This is a genomic window from Ruminococcus sp. OM04-4AA (genome assembly GCF_003462585.1).
Taxonomy (GTDB): Bacteria; Bacillota; Clostridia; order Lachnospirales; family Lachnospiraceae; genus Mediterraneibacter; species Mediterraneibacter faecis.
This window is the reverse complement of the sequence record NZ_QTZH01000005.1, coordinates 16,179-32,222: the sequence shown is the minus strand read 5'-3', so window position 1 is coordinate 32,222 and position 16,044 is coordinate 16,179. Positions and strand designations below refer to the sequence as shown.

Genomic DNA, 16,044 nt, shown 5'->3' with positions numbered 1-16,044 from the left:
GATCTGATACTGACCTCCGCCTTTTACGATAGAAAGAACCCCGTCAATTGCTTTTACTGCTTCGTCATTCGCCTTTGTCTCATCTTCAGCTGAAAACGCAATCTTGTTGCACAGTGATATACATTCTCAATATTTTCCTGACCGCCAAATTCTTTGAGAATACTTTGAATCATTTTCTCATACTTCATTTTGTTTTCCTTCCTCTCTCCTTAAAATTTTTATCTAAAAAAACCGTTTGGTCTTTTTTCAAATGTAATGGATATTCTTTTTCAGCAACAAGGATGAACTTGCAATCACGCATTGCAGTGATTTTGATTTTATCAATATTTCCTTCCTTCCACTTCATATCCAGTACTGCGCCTGCTTTCAGACAGACTCCATTAACCTCTCCATCTGAAAGACTGTTCGGTAATGCCGGCAAAAGAAATACTTTGTCTGAGTAATCCTGTATAAGCATTTCTAATAATCCACAGGCTCCTCCAAAGTTTCCGTCAATTTGGAATGGTGGGTGATTGTCGAACAGATTATTTAAAGTTGCATATTCAAGCAATTCCTTTAAGTTTTTCCAAGCTTCTTCTTTCTCCCACAGTCTTGCATAAAACAGTATGATCCATGCCTTGCTCCATCCAGTATGGCCTCCACCATATTTCAGTCTGCGCTCAATCGTCTGTTTTGCAGCCTGAGCGAGTTCCGGTGTCTTATCCATACGTATCTGTCCTGCAGGATATAATGCAAACAGTTGTGAAATATGTCTGTGTCCGGGCTCGACTTCATCATAATCTTCACTCCATTCCTGAATCTGTCCATATTTACCGATTTGCAATTCCGGCATATGATTCAGTCGCTCATTTATTGTTTCATTCAGATCTTTCGGAAGTTGATTTTCTTCTGTGATCTCCAGATAACCATTAAAAAGTTCTCTGATGATTTCTGTGTCCATAGAAGCTCCCATACAGAGACATCCCGCCTCTCCTTTTTGATTCAGATAGATATTTTCAGGAGAACTGGATGGTCCTGAAATCCATTTTCCATGAGCATCTTTTACCATGTATTGAAGGAAAAACTTAACAGCATCTTTCAGTATTCCATAATATTCCTTCAAGAACTCCATATCTTTTGTATATTTGTAATGTTCAATCAGATGCAAACAGAACCAGGCACCGCCCATTGGCCACAGGGTAGATGATACATGATTGTCCTGAGGTGCACAGTCTCCCCAAATATCTGTGTTATGGTGACAACAGAATCCATCAATTCCATACATCTTCTCAGCAACGTCTTTGCCGTGCGGATACATTCTTTGCAAATGTTCTAACAAAGGCATGTGGAGTTTAGATAACCCTGTTTTTTCAGCAATCCAGTAATTCATCTCTATATTGATATTAATTGTATACTTGGAGCCCCACATAGGCTCAAATTCTTCATTCCAGATTCCTTGTAGATTTGACGGAAGACTTCCTTCACGGCTAGAACTGATCAGAAGATATCTTGCAAAATTATAATATGTATTTATTAATTCAATATCTTCTATGCCATTACGCATTTGCTCAAGTCTTTCCGGTGTTGTCAGATGCTCATAAGAGTCTTTATAATTCAATTTCAGATTACTTTTTTCATAGTAAGATAAATAATCTTTTATATGACGCTCTTGTAATGTTCCATAAGATTCTTTTTCAGCATTACTCAATACATCCATACACCACTGAAGCGGTTGTTCACTTCGGAACGATGTTCTTGCTGTGATAAATAGTGTTGCTTCTTTGGCATCCTCTACTAGTAAATGGCTTCCCATTCGTGAAATTTTGCCATTTTTAGTTCTTACCTGTACAAGTAGTTCAAATGCAATCCCATGATCTCCACCTTGTTTTCCATATAAACGGATTTTATTGCCATCCAGGACTTCAGTACCATCACAGAAAGATGAACCACGTCCTGATCGGTTATCTTTTCTTGTTAAAGATAAATCAAAATTAAGAAGTTCGCCATCTATGGATTTCATCTGATATACAATTATGTGATCTGGATTGCTGGCAAAAAACTCTCTTTCGTATTTTCCTTTTTCCGATTCATATTGAATTTTTCCAACGGCTCTTGAAATATCTAATTCTCTGTTATACGTTTGAACTTCTACACTTTCATGCTGAACGCTTAAAAGTCCCCCTTGATCCTTTTTGAAGATCGTTTTGCCTCTCTGTTTGTAAAAATCTATCCAAACGTCCCCAAGTGTCTGATAATGTCGCATATGCGGATATGTTGCATACATACTTCGCTCTGCGAGAAGTTCGGCCTGTTCGATTTCTCCATTTAATAAGAGTTCACGAACTTTTGGATAGTTCTCTCGCGCATCAGGATTTACACGTTCCATAAAACTTCCGGTCCAAACAGAATCTTCGTTAATTTGAAGTCGTTCCGTTCCGATTTTTCCAAATACCATTGCTCCGAGAAATCCATTTCCTATCGGCAATGCTTCATTCCAATCTTTAGCTTCTTCACGAAAACATATTTTATTCATTTCTTCTTCCTCATCTTTTCACTACGCTTTCTTGAATCTGTTGTTATTATAACAATAAAAAAAGAAAGACTGAAAAGTTTCTATTTTGCGAACTTTCCAGTCTTAAAAATTATGGATGATTTCATTTTTCCATTGGGAATCCGTATTTATTTTGATACGCAATTGCAATTCGTTCAATTAACAGCTGATATAAAACAGGATGGTTTTGGACTAAATCTTTATATTCCCAATCAATACATAGATCAACTCGAGGGTCTTTCTCCATTTCGCTGTTTGAAGTAAACAGAACTACTTTTGCTTTTGTTTCTTCAAAACACTTCTTTGATGGAGCATCTGTCAGATGCGTATACTCACTAATATACCTTCCGGAATTTGAAAAAATAAGCAGTAGTGTATTTTCTTTTGCATGACTAATATACTCTACTTGTTTTCTGTCATTTGTAGTTGTGTAAATGAACTTCTGGTAAAAAGACATTTTATGTTGAAAATTCAATGCAGCAGTCTCTGAATATCCTTCTCCAAATGCGGCTACTTCTTCATAATCATGAATCAACGTGACCAAATGTTCTATTTTTTTAGAGTCAGTATTGAAAAATAAATAGCGAATATCTGAAAACAGCACATCCAGATATTCTTCCGTTCCTTTTTGCAATATATAATCTGTAATATTTATCGTATTTAAATCTTTTATGTAAACTTCTCTTTTCCCTCTACTGTATGCTTCTGCTTTAAATTCTTTGTAATCCTCAAATCCTAATTGCTTAACGAATTTGGAGATTGTAGATTTAGAAACAGAACATAAATCAGCCATAGCACCTATGGAAATGTTATTCAATTGATGAATATGTTCCAGCATAACTCGAGCAATATGATGTTCTATTGATTCTGGTGACATCTCACTAGTTATTGATGATAGTCTTGTATATAGTGTGCCCATATATTTTCTCCCTCATGATTTTCTCTTGTGGTGATTCTGTTTTCATAATAACATAAAAATGCTTAGAGAAGTACAGTAAGATTACCAAAGATGAATTTATCACGTTGATGAGTGTTCTTTGTAAATCCGATATGCGGAAATCTCCTGAAAATTTCTTTCCATCTTCTATTTGTTGCACACTACCGTTATCTTACCGATTATCAATTTTCTCTGGAAACATATCATGATTACTCATACGATTCCAGGCAACCTGCTCCCAGTTGGTACCTGGCTTTCCATAATTACAATACGGATCGATGGACAAACCTCCACGTGGAAGGAATTTCCCCCAGACTTCTATATATTTTGGTTCAAGAAGCTTGACAAGATCTTTCATAATTATATTGATCACATCTTCATGAAAATCTCCATGGTTTCGGAATGAGAACAAATACAATTTCAAGGATTTACTCTCCACAAGACGTTCGTCCGGAACATAGGAAATCGTGATCGTTGCAAAATCTGGCTGTCCGGTGATTGGGCACAGACTTGTGAATTCCGGGCAGTTGAACTTGACGAAGTAATCGTTTTCAGGATGTTTATTCTGAAATGCCTCCAATACAGACGGATCATAATCCATACGGTATTCTGTTTGCTGATTTCCCAATAATGTTAAATTTTCTTTTTCTCTCATTGCTTTCTCCTCTATCTCAACGCAGGGTCTTCTACGTGATTCGCCTGAAATGCTGCTGCGCGATCAATGCATGTTCCGCATTTTCCGCAAGGCTTCTCTCCACCTTCGTAACAGGACCATGTCAATTCATACGGAACTCCCAGTTCTAATCCAATCCGTACTACTTCGGCTTTGGATACATTTACAAAAGGAGCTTCTATTTTCAGCTGATGTCCGGAGCCTTCCCAGATTGCTTCATTCATTGCCTGATTGAATACCGGTGAGCAATCTGGATAAGCAAAACCGGCAGAATCATCTGCATGAGCTCCATAATAAATCACTCCACATTCCTTGCTCAGTGCGATACTTGCTGCCGAAGAAAGAAATAACCCATTTCGGAACGGTACATATGTGCTTACAGCTTATCGCCATTTGTTTTTGAAATCTGCTCTGCGTAACTCTCCTCGGGAATTTCTTCCGTGGACTGTTGAAGCAGTGAACAGTTGCTATATTGAAATATCTTGCTTAAATCCAGGAACAGATGCTCCACGCCATAATATTCGGCAACTGCTATTGCAGCCCTGATTTCTTTATCGTGCTTCTGTCCATAGGAAACCGAGAGTGCAATCACCTGGTCTTTCCCGTACTTTTTGATTGCCAGTCCTAATGCCGTTGTTGAATCGATTCCTCCACTAAAGAGAACTAATGCTTTCATCTCCATCACCTCACTACTTATTTATACGCCCCGTTCATTTGGATCCCAGATTACTTTATGCATCTGAATCTGCAGACGCACACCATTCAACCGATGTTTCAGCATAAATTCTACGATCTGCACTGGTTCTATGGATCCAAAAACAGGACTAAGATACACATGACACCTGTTTGTCAGATCATAAGTCTGAATCACGTCCAATGCTTTTAACAGATCTTTCTGGCTGCCACATACAAATTTTACAGTATCATCTTTTCCAAGCAGTTCCATGTTCTCTGTTATCATATATTCTTCGCACCCGCTTGACGGTAACTTATAATCCATTGTAAATACCGGTCGTTCTTCACAAAATGCAGACAAATCAACTGCGCCATTTGTCTCAATTTCGACTTGTAAACCGGCTTGTAAAAGAAGGTGGATCAATTCTCTGATGTCTTTTTGCAGCAACGGTTCTCCACCTGTAAGTGTCACGTTGCGAATACCGGTTCCTAAAACATAATTTAAAATCTCTTCCGGGGTTTCCTCTTCATATGGGCAATCCGGTTCATTGGCCCACATAGTATCACAATAGCTACAGCGCAGATTGCATCCTTTGAAACGAACAAAGACTGCCAATTCTCCCGCCCGTGTGCCTTCCCCATTAATACTGGTGAATTTTTCTACTACTTTCATCTACTCTTCCTCATAAACCGCGCAATTATTCGGTGTTTCATATACTTCCACACAATGAACCCCGTATCCAAGTTCTGTTAATTTCTTGTAGAAATAATATGCGAAATTCTCTGCCGTAGGACGAAAAGAAACTTTCTCCAGATGAAAGTCCTCATTCTGAAGCGCAGCTACTGTTTCTGCTTTCAGAGATCCCACTTCGTAAATCAGACTATGGTCAAAGGAATCACAAAGCTTTTTCAGATCCTTTTTCAGATTACCAAAATCTACTACCATTCCCCGTGTCTGTCCTTCTTGCTCCAGCTTCTGACTTTTGATTTTTGCGACAATATTCCAACGATGTCCGTGGATATTTCTGCATTTCCCCTCGTATTTCCAGAGAAAATGTGCTGCGTCAAAACTGGCTTTTGTTTGCAAATAATACATATTTCAACTCTCCTGTATTTGAAATGTATGTACCTTTTAAGAGCTGTGTATCCTAAGCGGAGCGTTTTATATATATGGGAAAGTATTTCCTGAATAATATAAAAAGCTCTGCGTACTTCTTTGCACGCAGAGCCTAGAATCTTCTTAACTAGCCCTGGTTTTGTTTTTCGACAGGAAGGTACAAATGAACTGTCGGCTGTTTTTCACAGCATGAAAATTATACCACAGAAAATCAGTTTGTCAAATTGGTTTTTCTATTTTAACGAAATGGTGTCCTATTTCCCATATTCTATTCTCCCAGGAAATATCTTCCGTAAGCATCTGCTGCCTTAATTGCTGCGCATACAGTCTCAGGTGTCACCTCAAATGGCATGTTATGAAGTGTATCATTCTCTGCACAGGCTGCTGTCGCAACTGCCATAAGCTTCTCGTCTGTCACTTCTGTAATACCAAGTTCTTTTAATGTAACAGGAAGTCCCAGTTCAATACACCAATCTATAATGTTTTCCAGTTCTTCTGCCGGAATGTCTTCCAGAACAAGCTGTGTGATTGTTCCAAATGCAACTTTCTCTCCATGATACATATGATGACACTCGTCCAAAACTGTGAATCCATTATGGATTGCATGTGCTCCTGCAAGACCGCCACTCTCAAATCCGATTCCACTAAGCAATGTATTAGCTTCAATTACCTTCTCAACAGCTTTTGTACAGGCTCCTGCTTCCAGAGCAAGTTTTGCCTTCACACCTTCATTCATCAATGTATCAAAGCACAGTTTTGCGAGTGACATCGCTGCCATAGTAACATTTCCACCAGCACAAGTTGTTGCTTCGCTAGCCTGACAGGCTCTTGCTTCAAAATAAGTTGCAAGTGCATCACCCATTCCGGAAACTGTCAGTCTGACTGGTGATTTTGCAATGATTTCTGTGTCCATCAGAACCATGTTTGGATTAGCTGGGAGGAATAAGTATCTTCGAATACGCCTTCATCAGTATAAATAACAGAAAGTGCACTGCATGGCGCATCTGTAGATGCAATTGTCGGACAGATCAGTACCGGCACTTCTTTGTAATAAGCAACTGCTTTCGCAGTATCAAGGATCTTTCCTCCGCCAATACCAATAACAACATCACAGCCCTTTTCATTCATAACGGCTACCAAACGATTAATTTCTGTCTTGCTACATTCTCTGTTGAAATACTCATACACTGGTTCAATATCATATCCTTCAAATCCAACTTTGAGAACGTCTTCAATACGTTTATACCCCGACTCTGTGATCAGTACAAGTGCTTTTTTACCATACTTCTGAGCATATTCACCCAGCTTTTTCATCTCACCTGCACCTTGAACATATTTGCTCGGACTACATAAAATATTTGCCATTTTTGTCTGCCTCCTAAACTCTTTATTTGTATGTTATTAAATTAACAATCTAAAGATATTGTAGTCCTTCTCTACAAAAGTGTCAATAAAATCTAATTGAATTTTCTGTAAGAAATCGGCTATATAATCACTACTCACAGCTGACTGTATCAAACAACCCTTTAATTCATCTCAACGTGCAAACATCCCTGCTAAAAATCCCCTCTTCTTCACCTGCTGGACTTCTGCCCCACTTCTCATAATCAGCGCAAACATTCCCATATTGCGAAGATCCTGCCGCAGGTTCACTGCCTGTTCTTCTGCCAAACCATCTTTTACTAAGAATGGCGTATCATTCAGGCTCACATTCTTCGGGAAGTCATATTTTCTCGCGATGCTTACAAACTCTGACCTCTTTCCGATGTAATCAACCATACTTCCAAGCGCGATCACCTGTTTTGAAGGATAGACAAATGCATTCTCTTCATATACTTCATTTTCATCACCTACTGGTTCTAATTTGTATTTTGCAGTATAAAAATCTAGTGCTTCCTCAATATAAGAGCAAGCCTCTCCGTCAAGTTCTTCATAAAGAACACATGGCAGACTCGCTACAATTCTTCTTGTTTCTGTTTTTTCCATTCCTGTTAAAATCTGCAGGAATTTAGCAACTTCCAATTCTTTTCCGTTGCAATCAATTAATGTTACTTTATAAAATAGTTCTTTGTTTATCATAGCCTTGCTCCATTATCATTTTTTATAACAAAAATTTTATTTTATTATAACTGAAACAGGGTGATACTGTCTACAGATTTTCTGTTTACAGCATCACCCTGTATTTTACTTATTTTCTCACTGAATAAAACTTAAAAATTCTCAGATTTCATTTCCTGCCTGATATCCGCTGCGGATTGCTGCTGAGATATCTGCTGTTCTCTCACCGCTGCAGTCTCCAACATATACAAATGGAACTGTCAGCTTACTGTCGTCGAAGAGATTCTTCTTAGACCCGAGTGCATTCACAATTGTATCAGCTTCAATTGTAACCTCTGACTCGTCTTTTGTATTCACAGCATGAATCACATTATTCTCGATGGAATTCACTCTTGTATTCACATACTCTTTTACATCGTGTTCTTCAAAGTCTTTTTTGATCAGTGGCATTACTGTCTCGGATTCTCCTGTTGCAATCTGATCCAGCATCTCGACAATGCTTACTTTCAGACCTTTCTGTGCAAGAAATTCTGCTGTTTCAGTTCCAACTAATCCTCCGCCAAGTACTGCACATGCTCCACTCACTTCGCATCCTGCAAGAACATCCCAGGCAGAAACAACATTGCTGTCTGTAACAGACATTGGAAGATCCATGTTATGCGCACCAATGGCAAGAATTACATGATCAAACTTATTCAGCTCTTCACAATCTACTTCTGTATTTAATTTCACATCTACAGAAAGTTCTGGTAGAATCTTCTCATAATATTCAATAGATCTTAAAATCTCGCTCTTTCTCGGTGGAACTGCTGCCAGATGGATCTGTCCACCAATCTTATCTGATTTTTCAAATACCGTTACTTCATGCCCGCGTTTTGCTGCAACTCTTGCTGCCTCAAGTCCGGCGATTCCTGCACCTACAACTGCAACCTTTTTCTTCTCGTCTGCAGGTTTGATAAATATAGTTCCTTCGTTTCCGTTCTCTGCATTTAATACGCAGGAAATGTATTTACGTCCCTGAATTGCATCTACGCATCCTTTATTACAGTTCAAGCATTCTCTGATGCACTCTCCGGATATAGATTTATTGGCAATATCTGCATCTGCAAGCATGGAACGTCCATAAGCTACGATATCGGCATCTCCGTCTTCGAGGATCTTCTCTCCTGCTTCTAAGCTGACAACACGACCAACTGTTGCAACCGGAATGGATACCAGTTTTTTCACTTCTCTGGCTACCGGAAGTGTCCAGTTATACGGAACATCTCCCATCGGCGGGATTGTATCTCCCATGTTTCCTGTATGGTTCGCCTGAGCAACCTGAATCATATCGATTCCAGCCTCATCAAGCATCTTTGCAAACCGGATTCCTTCTTCTGCCTCAAGTCCGCCTTTTCCACGAAGTGATCCATCAGGATTTACTGTAATGATTGGCAGTTTATACTCAATCATAAGATCCGGTGCAGCTTCTTTGATTGCTGCTACTACTTCAAGTGCATATCTTGTACGGTTCTCAAGACTTCCTCCGTACTGATCTTCTCTATGGTTCAGAATCTTAGAGCAAAGAGAACCAAGAAGACGATCTCCATGTACTTCAATCGCATCGATTCCTGCTTTCTGCGCCTTTGCTGCACATGCAGCGATACTGTTTTTAATATCTTCTAACTGCTCAACAGTTGCCTCTGTTACAAAATGCTGCATATCATGATGAAGTTTTGCATAAGCGCCTTTCGTAAGTCTGTCGCATTCTTCCATCTGTTTCTTTGCTTCTTCCGCATTTCCCTCTGCCTGTGCTTTTGCCTCAGCCTGTCTTGCAATACCTGCTTCCATGATCATGCGTCCGACACCAGGAACATCATACTCCGGATGGAACAACTGAAGTGCAAGCTTACAGTCATACTTATGTAATGTGTCTGCCAGATTTTTATATACAGGAATCTGGCTGTCGTCATAAAGCTTTGGTGTCGGTGAAGCTGTTCTTACAGGAGCTACATCTCCGATAACAACATACGCTGCTCCACCTTTTGCAAGTCTTTCATAGAAGTTCAGACTTCTCGCCCCAATCGATCCGTCTCTTTCTTCATAACCTGTTGTAAGCGGTGGAAACATGATTCTGTTTTTAAAAGTAAGATTTCCGACCTTAATCGGTTCTGATAATTTATTCCCCATCTTTTTTCTCCGTTCTGCTTTATTTTTAATATCTTTCAAATTAACATACTTTAGACTTCATGCATAATTTTTGTCAGCATTTACTGACATCTCTTTTAACAATTATAATTCTTCTGCTAGTTTATGTCCTGCAGCAATTGCATCTTTCAGAGTTCCGACTTTATCACAGTCTCCGATAAAATGAACTCTCTCTTCTGTATTCTCTACTTTGTTCGGTGCATAACCAACTGCAAAAATCAGTGTATCCGCATCTGTGATATGATACTCCTGTCCGTCTTTCTCATAAGTGATCGTAGTCTCATCAACCTTCGTCACCTGACTGTTCAGTTCAATCTTTACACCTTTTCTCTTGAGTCTCATTGTCAGCTGACTCTTAGCTGCGCCGCCTTCTCCCGGCATCAGTGACGGTGTCATCTCAATCACTGTGATGTCACGGTTTGCAGGGAACATGTCATCAATCAATGGTGCAAGATAATCTGCAGTTTCACATCCGACAGATCCGCCCCCGAGAATAACGATCTTTCTTCCCGGGTATTTTCTTCCGGCAAGGACGTCATCGGCTGTCATTGTCTGCTTGAACACTTTGAATGGAGGAATTTCCTTCGGAACTGCCCCTGTAGAACAGACAACTTCATAATCCTTGAATTCTCCTGCAAGCATCTCCGGAGTTACTTCACAGTTCATGCGGACTTCGATTCCTTCGTTCTTCAGACGACGTGCCATAAACTTAATTACTTTACAAAGTTCCTGTTTAGCGATTGGAACTGCTGCCAGTCTTAAAAGGCCTCCGAACTCTCCGCTTTTTTCGCAGAGAATAACTTCATGTCCGCGTTTCTTAGCAACGTAAGCTGCTTCCATTCCTGCCGGACCTGCACCGATCACAAGAACTTTCTTCTTCTCATCTGCTTCTTTGATCTCGTCAGACTCTACAGATGGATTCACTGTACAGCTGATCGGATTACCAAACATGATTCCTGTCAGGCAGCGTCCACATCCGATACATGGACGGATATCATCTGTTTTTCCTTCTGCAGCTTTATTAACAAATTCACTGTCACACAGGTTCGGACGACCGATCATACAGATATCTGTCTTTCCGTTTGCGATAAGTTCTTCCGCTATCCATGGCTCATTGATTCTTGCAACTGTAGATACCGGAATATTTACATGCTTTCTGATTTTCTCACTTGCGTGTGCATGCGGTGCCGGTGATGTACCAGGTGCAGGCATGGAACTTCCTCTCTTGATCGTATTTCCTCCGGAAACATGGATGAAATCAACACCTGTTTTCTCAAGCTGTTTGGATACATAGATCATGTCGTTCAGTGTCAGACCACCTTCACTGTACTCATCTCCTGAAATACGAACATCAATGATGAAATCATCGCCGCAAAGTTCGCGGATCTTCGCAATTACTTCAAGTGTCAGTCTGAGACGTCCGTTAATGTCTCCGCCGTATTCATCTGTTCTCTTGTTATAAAGAGGTGTAAGGAATCCGCCAAGCAGTCCATGTGCATGTGCACACTGGATCTCAACTCCGTCTCCACCTGCAATCTGGAAACGGCGTGCTGCCTCCCCGAACTGCTGAACAAGTACATGCAATTCTTCAACAGTTACAGCTCTCGGAGCTGATTTTGCATAATAAGGTCCAACATTAGAAGGGGCGATCAGCTGCGGTGTTCCCGGAATCGGGAATGCCATGTAAGCCGGATGGAACAACTGTGCTAAAATCTTCGTATCATACTGATGTACTGCATCTACCAGTTTCTTCCAACCTGGAATATAAGAATCATCATAGATAGACATATCTCCCGGTAAATATGTATATACTGGCTCTACAGTCGTAACTTCTGTAACAATCAGTCCGACTCCCCCCTTCGCTCTTGCTGAGTAATGCTCAACCAGTGCGTCTGTTACATAGCCTTTATCTGCCATGTTTGTGGAAATCGGCGGCATAAAGATTCTGTTCTTTACCGTTGTCTTTCCAATCTTAATTGGTTCAAATAAATGTGGAAAATATTCATTCATCTTCTGTTCCTCCAATTTGTTTTTTTCCGTTCTTTTATCTTACGATTATTTTAACTTACAATCATTTCTGCTTCTGTGTATATCTTAACTTTAGACCTTGAGTACTGACGAATCTTTTTATCCAGTAAATCCATTGCAAGAAGAACACCTTCTGCGTCAGATATTCTCATTTGTACCAACTTTAGATCCTGGTATATATAGTCAGGAATCATACCAAATCCGACAACTTTCACTTCCTGTGGGATGTTCACTCCATACTTTCGAAGTGCCGTCAATGCACCGATTGAAATCTGTTGATTTTCAAATAAAATTCCTTGCGGAAGCGGATTTTTTCTCAACCAGTCTAACAAAGTCTCCGTTATCCTTGGAATTTCATCTCCAAGATCAAGAATATGTTTTTCAGATGCAGTATCTTCGTTAGACTTTGTATTTAAAAATGCTTTTTTACGAACTCGATAATTATAATTATCTTTCCCTGTACAGAAATAATAAATATCTGATACACCTTCCTTGTACAGATAATCCACAGCACTTTTTAGCATTTGTCTATTGTCTGCACATACACTGCTATACCGACTATCTGGAAGTTCACAGTCATAAAGAACCAATGGTTTTTTGATTCTTTCAAGCAGGTTTTGATCTTCTTCTTTTAATTCGGTTCCAAAAAGAATAATTCCTGCAACAAAATCCATATTACATTCCGTAATTACTGCTTCTGTTTGCGTAATGTCATCATTTAAATACGTCACTCCATAAAGATATCCAAGTCTTCTTGCTTCAGAATCAAATGTAGCAAGTACATCTGACCAGAGATCTGTCTCCGAATTACACGCAGCACCTTTGTTGTGATTAACAATCACTACTTTGATCATCTGATTCACCGGATGGTCAGACACTGTAACGATATTCTCTTTTACCGGAATCACTCCATTATTCTTCTTCATTTCTTCCAGACATTCCAAAACCATCCTTCTGGTTTCTTCATTCACTCCCGGTTTTCCATTTACTGCAAGCGATACCGTTGCTTTGGAAACACCAAGATGCCTTGCAATGTCTACCATCTTTATCTTCATGTGTAATGCCTCGTATATTCTAGATTGTAGTAAAATTAATTTCGAAATCGTCGTATATTCGAACTTTAACTATTTCTGAAAATGAATACTGTTCGTAATCATCATTCTCAAAATCATATACCAGAATCATCTCTCTGATTGGATCAACAATCCAGTATTCTCTTACTCCAGCAGTTCGATATTTAAACAATTTAATATAATAATCCATTCTTTTACTGCTAGGAGACACGATTTCAATAATCCAATCTGGAGCTCCATTACATCCTTTATCGTCAAGTTTATTTTTATCACATATTATAGAAATATCCGGTTCTACATAATTAACATTATTGTTATTCAAAAATACCGCAAATGGCGCAAGATATACTTTGCATGCCCCTCTTTTCATATCAATATAATCTGCAATTTTTCGATAAAGAGAACCAATTATTTCTTGGTGACGTCGAGATGGTGGTGCCATCATATAAATCTGACCATCAATTAATTCAGCTCTTTCTCCTTCTGGAAGATTATAAATATCTTCTATTGTGAAAATACGGTTCTGTACTAATGCCATACGTACACCTCATTTCTTATAAACGCTATATTATCCAACAGTTTCATTCCTTTTAAGTATAACAAAATCTATCAAATAAACATAGTTCTTATGATAAATATTTAGATATCAACTAAAAAAATCAAGAAGTAAAAACTATTTTGTTTTTACTCCTTGATTTTATATTAAATAAACATTATCCAGAAATAAATTCTTAGAATTTACCAGCCTTTGCAGCTTCCTCAACAGCAACTGCTACAGCAACAGTCATACCAACCATCGGGTTGTTTCCTGCTCCGATAAGTCCCATCATCTCAACGTGAGCCGGTACAGATGAAGATCCAGCGAACTGTGCATCAGAGTGCATACGTCCCATTGTATCTGTCATTCCGTAAGAAGCCGGTCCAGCTGCCATGTTGTCTGGGTGAAGTGTACGTCCTGTACCACCACCTGAAGCAACTGAGAAGTATTTCTTTCCAGCTTCGATACGCTCTTTCTTATATGTTCCTGCTACTGGGTGCTGGAATCTTGTAGGGTTTGTAGAGTTACCTGTGATAGATACGTCTACATTCTCTTTCCACATGATCTTAACACCTTCTACTACGTCGTTAGCTCCGTAGCAGTTAACTTTCGCACGAAGTCCTTCAGAGTATGCTTTACGGAATACTTCTTTCAGTTCTCCTGTGTGATAGTCAAGTTCTGTCTCAACGTATGTAAATCCGTTGATACGTGCAATAATCTGAGCAGCGTCTTTTCCAAGACCATTCAGGATAACACGCAGAGGTTTTTTACGAACTTTGTTTGCTTTCTCAGCGATACCGATAGCACCCTCAGCTGCTGCGAATGACTCGTGTCCAGCCAGGAATGCGAAGCACTCTGTATCTTCTTCAAGAAGCATTTTTCCAAGGTTACCATGTCCAAGACCAACTTTTCTCTGATCTGCAACAGATCCCGGAATACAGAAAGACTGAAGTCCTTCTCCGATTGCTGCTGCTGCATCAGCTGCCTTTGTACATCCCTTTTTGATTGCGATAGCAGCACCTACTGTGTAAGCCCACTTAGCGTTCTCGAAACAGATTGGCTGAATTCCTTCAACCATCTTGTAAACGTCAAGACCAGCTGCTTTAGTTACTTCTGCAGCTTCTTCGATGGAGTTGATTCCATACTCAGCGAGTTTTGCAAGAATCTGTTTTTCTCTTCTTTCATATGATTCAAATAATGCCATTGAAATAGTCCTCCTTACTCTTTTCTTGGGTCAATGATCTTAACAGCATCGTCAACACGTCCGTACTGTCCTTTAGCTTTCTCAAGCGCTACAGCCGGCTCGTCTCCAGCTTTGATGAAGTCCATCATCTTACCGAAGTTTACAAACTGATATCCGATGATCTCATCATCTTCGTTCAGTGCGATTCCTGTTACATAACCATCTGTCATCTCAAGATAACGAGGTCCTTTTTTCAGTGTTCCGTACATTGTACCAACTGTGAACGAAGTCCTTTTCCAAGGTCCTCAAGTCCTGCTCCTATCGGAAGTCCGTCCTCTGAGAATGCACTCTGAGTTCTTCCGTAAACAATCTGAAGGAACAGTTCTCTCATAGCTGTGTTGATAGCATCACATACAAGGTCTGTATTCAGAGCTTCAAGAAGTGTTCTTCCCGGAAGGATCTCAGAAGCCATAGCTGCGGAATGTGTCATTCCTGAACATCCGATTGTCTCAACAAGTGCCTCCTGGATGATTCCGTCTTTTACGTTCAGTGTGAGCTTACAAGTACCCTGCTGTGGAGCACACCAGCCTACACCGTGTGTAAGTCCGGAGATATCTTTGATTTCTTTTGCCTTTACCCATTTAGCTTCTTCTGGAATTGGAGCTGCGCCATGGTTTACGCCCTGGGCTACCGGACACATCATTTCTACTTCGTGTGAATAAATCATGTTAATACTCCTTTCAATATGTATGATTTTCTTCGTATACGGTACACTATTTTTTTCGCACAAAAACTGACAGCTCTGCATTATTTTTTAACACTGAACTGTCTGCGCGGTGAGAAGTTGATTTGTCACCTGCCACAAACTCTTTCTCCCTGCACCATATGTATTTATTTTCGCACAATTTGTCGCATTCGTCAATCACAACTTTGACAAGATTTTCACCATCTGAGGGAAAGAATTATATAAATATGACACTTGACAAATTTATGTATAAGAAAAGCAGCTTCTGTATCCTTTTGGAAACAGTTACTGCTTCAACTT

Annotated in this window: 14 protein-coding genes and 2 pseudogenes; all 16 read right to left on the bottom strand. The window is 39.6% G+C overall.

Translation table 11 applies throughout. The annotated features are described in order from the left end of the window. Positions 1-53 precede the first annotated feature (53 nt). Positions 54-188 (bottom strand): PTS sugar transporter subunit IIB, encoded by a 135-nt coding sequence (locus DXB52_RS16540; RefSeq protein ID WP_472519920.1) that lies wholly within the window; start codon positions 186-188, stop codon positions 54-56. Next, positions 185-2,512: a glycoside hydrolase family 95 protein gene (locus DXB52_RS02895; protein ID WP_118106479.1), complete on the bottom strand. Its 2,328-nt coding sequence runs from the start codon at positions 2,510-2,512 to the stop codon at positions 185-187. The genes DXB52_RS16540 and DXB52_RS02895 overlap by 4 nt, the downstream gene beginning before the upstream one ends. A 121-nt stretch (positions 2,513-2,633) precedes the next feature. Next, entirely contained in the window at positions 2,634-3,449 is an 816-nt protein-coding gene (locus tag DXB52_RS02890; protein ID WP_118106477.1) for a MurR/RpiR family transcriptional regulator, read from the bottom strand. 190 nt (positions 3,450-3,639) lie between these two features. Further along, complete coding sequence (gene queF / locus DXB52_RS02885; protein ID WP_015529797.1) at positions 3,640-4,122, bottom strand: preQ(1) synthase; 483 nt, start codon at positions 4,120-4,122, stop codon at positions 3,640-3,642. 11 nt (positions 4,123-4,133) lie between these two features. Further along, entirely contained in the window at positions 4,134-4,460 is a 327-nt protein-coding gene (locus tag DXB52_RS16535) for a 7-cyano-7-deazaguanine synthase (RefSeq protein ID WP_472519929.1), read from the bottom strand. Between the two features lie 56 nt (positions 4,461-4,516). Continuing rightward, positions 4,517-4,816, bottom strand: coding sequence for a 7-cyano-7-deazaguanine synthase (locus DXB52_RS16530; protein WP_472519919.1), 300 nt, complete (start codon positions 4,814-4,816; stop codon positions 4,517-4,519). Positions 4,817-4,837: 21 nt separating this feature from the next. After that, entirely contained in the window at positions 4,838-5,488 is a 651-nt protein-coding gene (gene queE / locus DXB52_RS02875; RefSeq protein WP_118106475.1) for a putative 7-carboxy-7-deazaguanine synthase QueE, read from the bottom strand. Next, complete coding sequence (gene queD, locus DXB52_RS02870) at positions 5,489-5,911, bottom strand: 6-carboxytetrahydropterin synthase QueD (RefSeq protein ID WP_020435627.1); 423 nt, start codon at positions 5,909-5,911, stop codon at positions 5,489-5,491. It abuts the gene before it with no gap. A 289-nt stretch (positions 5,912-6,200) separates the two neighbouring features. After that, positions 6,201-7,297, bottom strand: a pseudogene (locus tag DXB52_RS16525) (glycerol dehydrogenase). Positions 7,298-7,468: 171 nt separating this feature from the next. After that, positions 7,469-8,011, bottom strand: a complete 543-nt coding sequence (locus DXB52_RS02860) for a hypothetical protein (RefSeq protein WP_118106473.1) — start codon at positions 8,009-8,011, stop codon at positions 7,469-7,471. 141 nt (positions 8,012-8,152) lie between these two features. Beyond that, the gene (gene bilR / locus DXB52_RS02855; protein ID WP_118106471.1) at positions 8,153-10,159 is read right to left on the bottom strand and encodes a bilirubin reductase, long form; all 2,007 of its coding nucleotides are present in this window, start codon (positions 10,157-10,159) and stop codon (positions 8,153-8,155) included. A gap of 102 nt (positions 10,160-10,261) precedes the next feature. Next, positions 10,262-12,187, bottom strand: a complete 1,926-nt coding sequence (locus tag DXB52_RS02850; RefSeq protein WP_118106469.1) for an NAD(P)/FAD-dependent oxidoreductase — start codon at positions 12,185-12,187, stop codon at positions 10,262-10,264. Positions 12,188-12,237: 50 nt separating this feature from the next. Then, positions 12,238-13,260 carry a LacI family DNA-binding transcriptional regulator gene (locus DXB52_RS02845; protein WP_118106467.1) on the bottom strand — a complete coding sequence of 341 codons (1,023 nt, stop codon included), beginning with the start codon at positions 13,258-13,260 and terminating at the stop codon, positions 12,238-12,240. Between the two features lie 19 nt (positions 13,261-13,279). Continuing rightward, the gene (locus tag DXB52_RS02840; RefSeq protein ID WP_118106465.1) at positions 13,280-13,816 is read right to left on the bottom strand and encodes a Uma2 family endonuclease; all 537 of its coding nucleotides are present in this window, start codon (positions 13,814-13,816) and stop codon (positions 13,280-13,282) included. 193 nt (positions 13,817-14,009) lie between these two features. After that, complete coding sequence (locus tag DXB52_RS02835) at positions 14,010-15,020, bottom strand: GGGtGRT protein (protein WP_020435632.1); 1,011 nt, start codon at positions 15,018-15,020, stop codon at positions 14,010-14,012. Positions 15,021-15,034: 14 nt separating this feature from the next. Continuing rightward, positions 15,035-15,726: pseudogene (locus tag DXB52_RS02830) on the bottom strand (iron-sulfur cluster assembly scaffold protein). Between the last annotated feature and the right edge of the window lie 318 nt (positions 15,727-16,044).

Bases quoted from the DNA above. Each gene is read 5' to 3' on its own strand.
- DXB52_RS16540 (WP_472519920.1), bottom strand. From the start codon at position 188: ATGAAGTATGAGAAAATGATTCAAAGTATTCTCAAAGAATTTGGCGGT.
- DXB52_RS02895 (WP_118106479.1), bottom strand. From the start codon at position 2,512: ATGAATAAAATATGTTTTCGTGAAGAAGCTAAAGATTGGAATGAAGCA.
- DXB52_RS02890 (WP_118106477.1), bottom strand. From the start codon at position 3,449: ATGGGCACACTATATACAAGACTATCATCAATAACTAGTGAGATGTCA.
- queF (WP_015529797.1), bottom strand. From the start codon at position 4,122: ATGAGAGAAAAAGAAAATTTAACATTATTGGGAAATCAGCAAACAGAA.
- DXB52_RS16530 (WP_472519919.1), bottom strand. From the start codon at position 4,816: ATGAAAGCATTAGTTCTCTTTAGTGGAGGAATCGATTCAACAACGGCA.
- queE (WP_118106475.1), bottom strand. From the start codon at position 5,488: ATGAAAGTAGTAGAAAAATTCACCAGTATTAATGGGGAAGGCACACGG.
- queD (WP_020435627.1), bottom strand. From the start codon at position 5,911: ATGTATTATTTGCAAACAAAAGCCAGTTTTGACGCAGCACATTTTCTC.
- DXB52_RS02860 (WP_118106473.1), bottom strand. From the start codon at position 8,011: ATGATAAACAAAGAACTATTTTATAAAGTAACATTAATTGATTGCAAC.
- bilR (WP_118106471.1), bottom strand. From the start codon at position 10,159: ATGGGGAATAAATTATCAGAACCGATTAAGGTCGGAAATCTTACTTTT.
- DXB52_RS02850 (WP_118106469.1), bottom strand. From the start codon at position 12,187: ATGAATGAATATTTTCCACATTTATTTGAACCAATTAAGATTGGAAAG.
- DXB52_RS02845 (WP_118106467.1), bottom strand. From the start codon at position 13,260: ATGAAGATAAAGATGGTAGACATTGCAAGGCATCTTGGTGTTTCCAAA.
- DXB52_RS02840 (WP_118106465.1), bottom strand. From the start codon at position 13,816: ATGGCATTAGTACAGAACCGTATTTTCACAATAGAAGATATTTATAAT.
- DXB52_RS02835 (WP_020435632.1), bottom strand. From the start codon at position 15,020: ATGGCATTATTTGAATCATATGAAAGAAGAGAAAAACAGATTCTTGCA.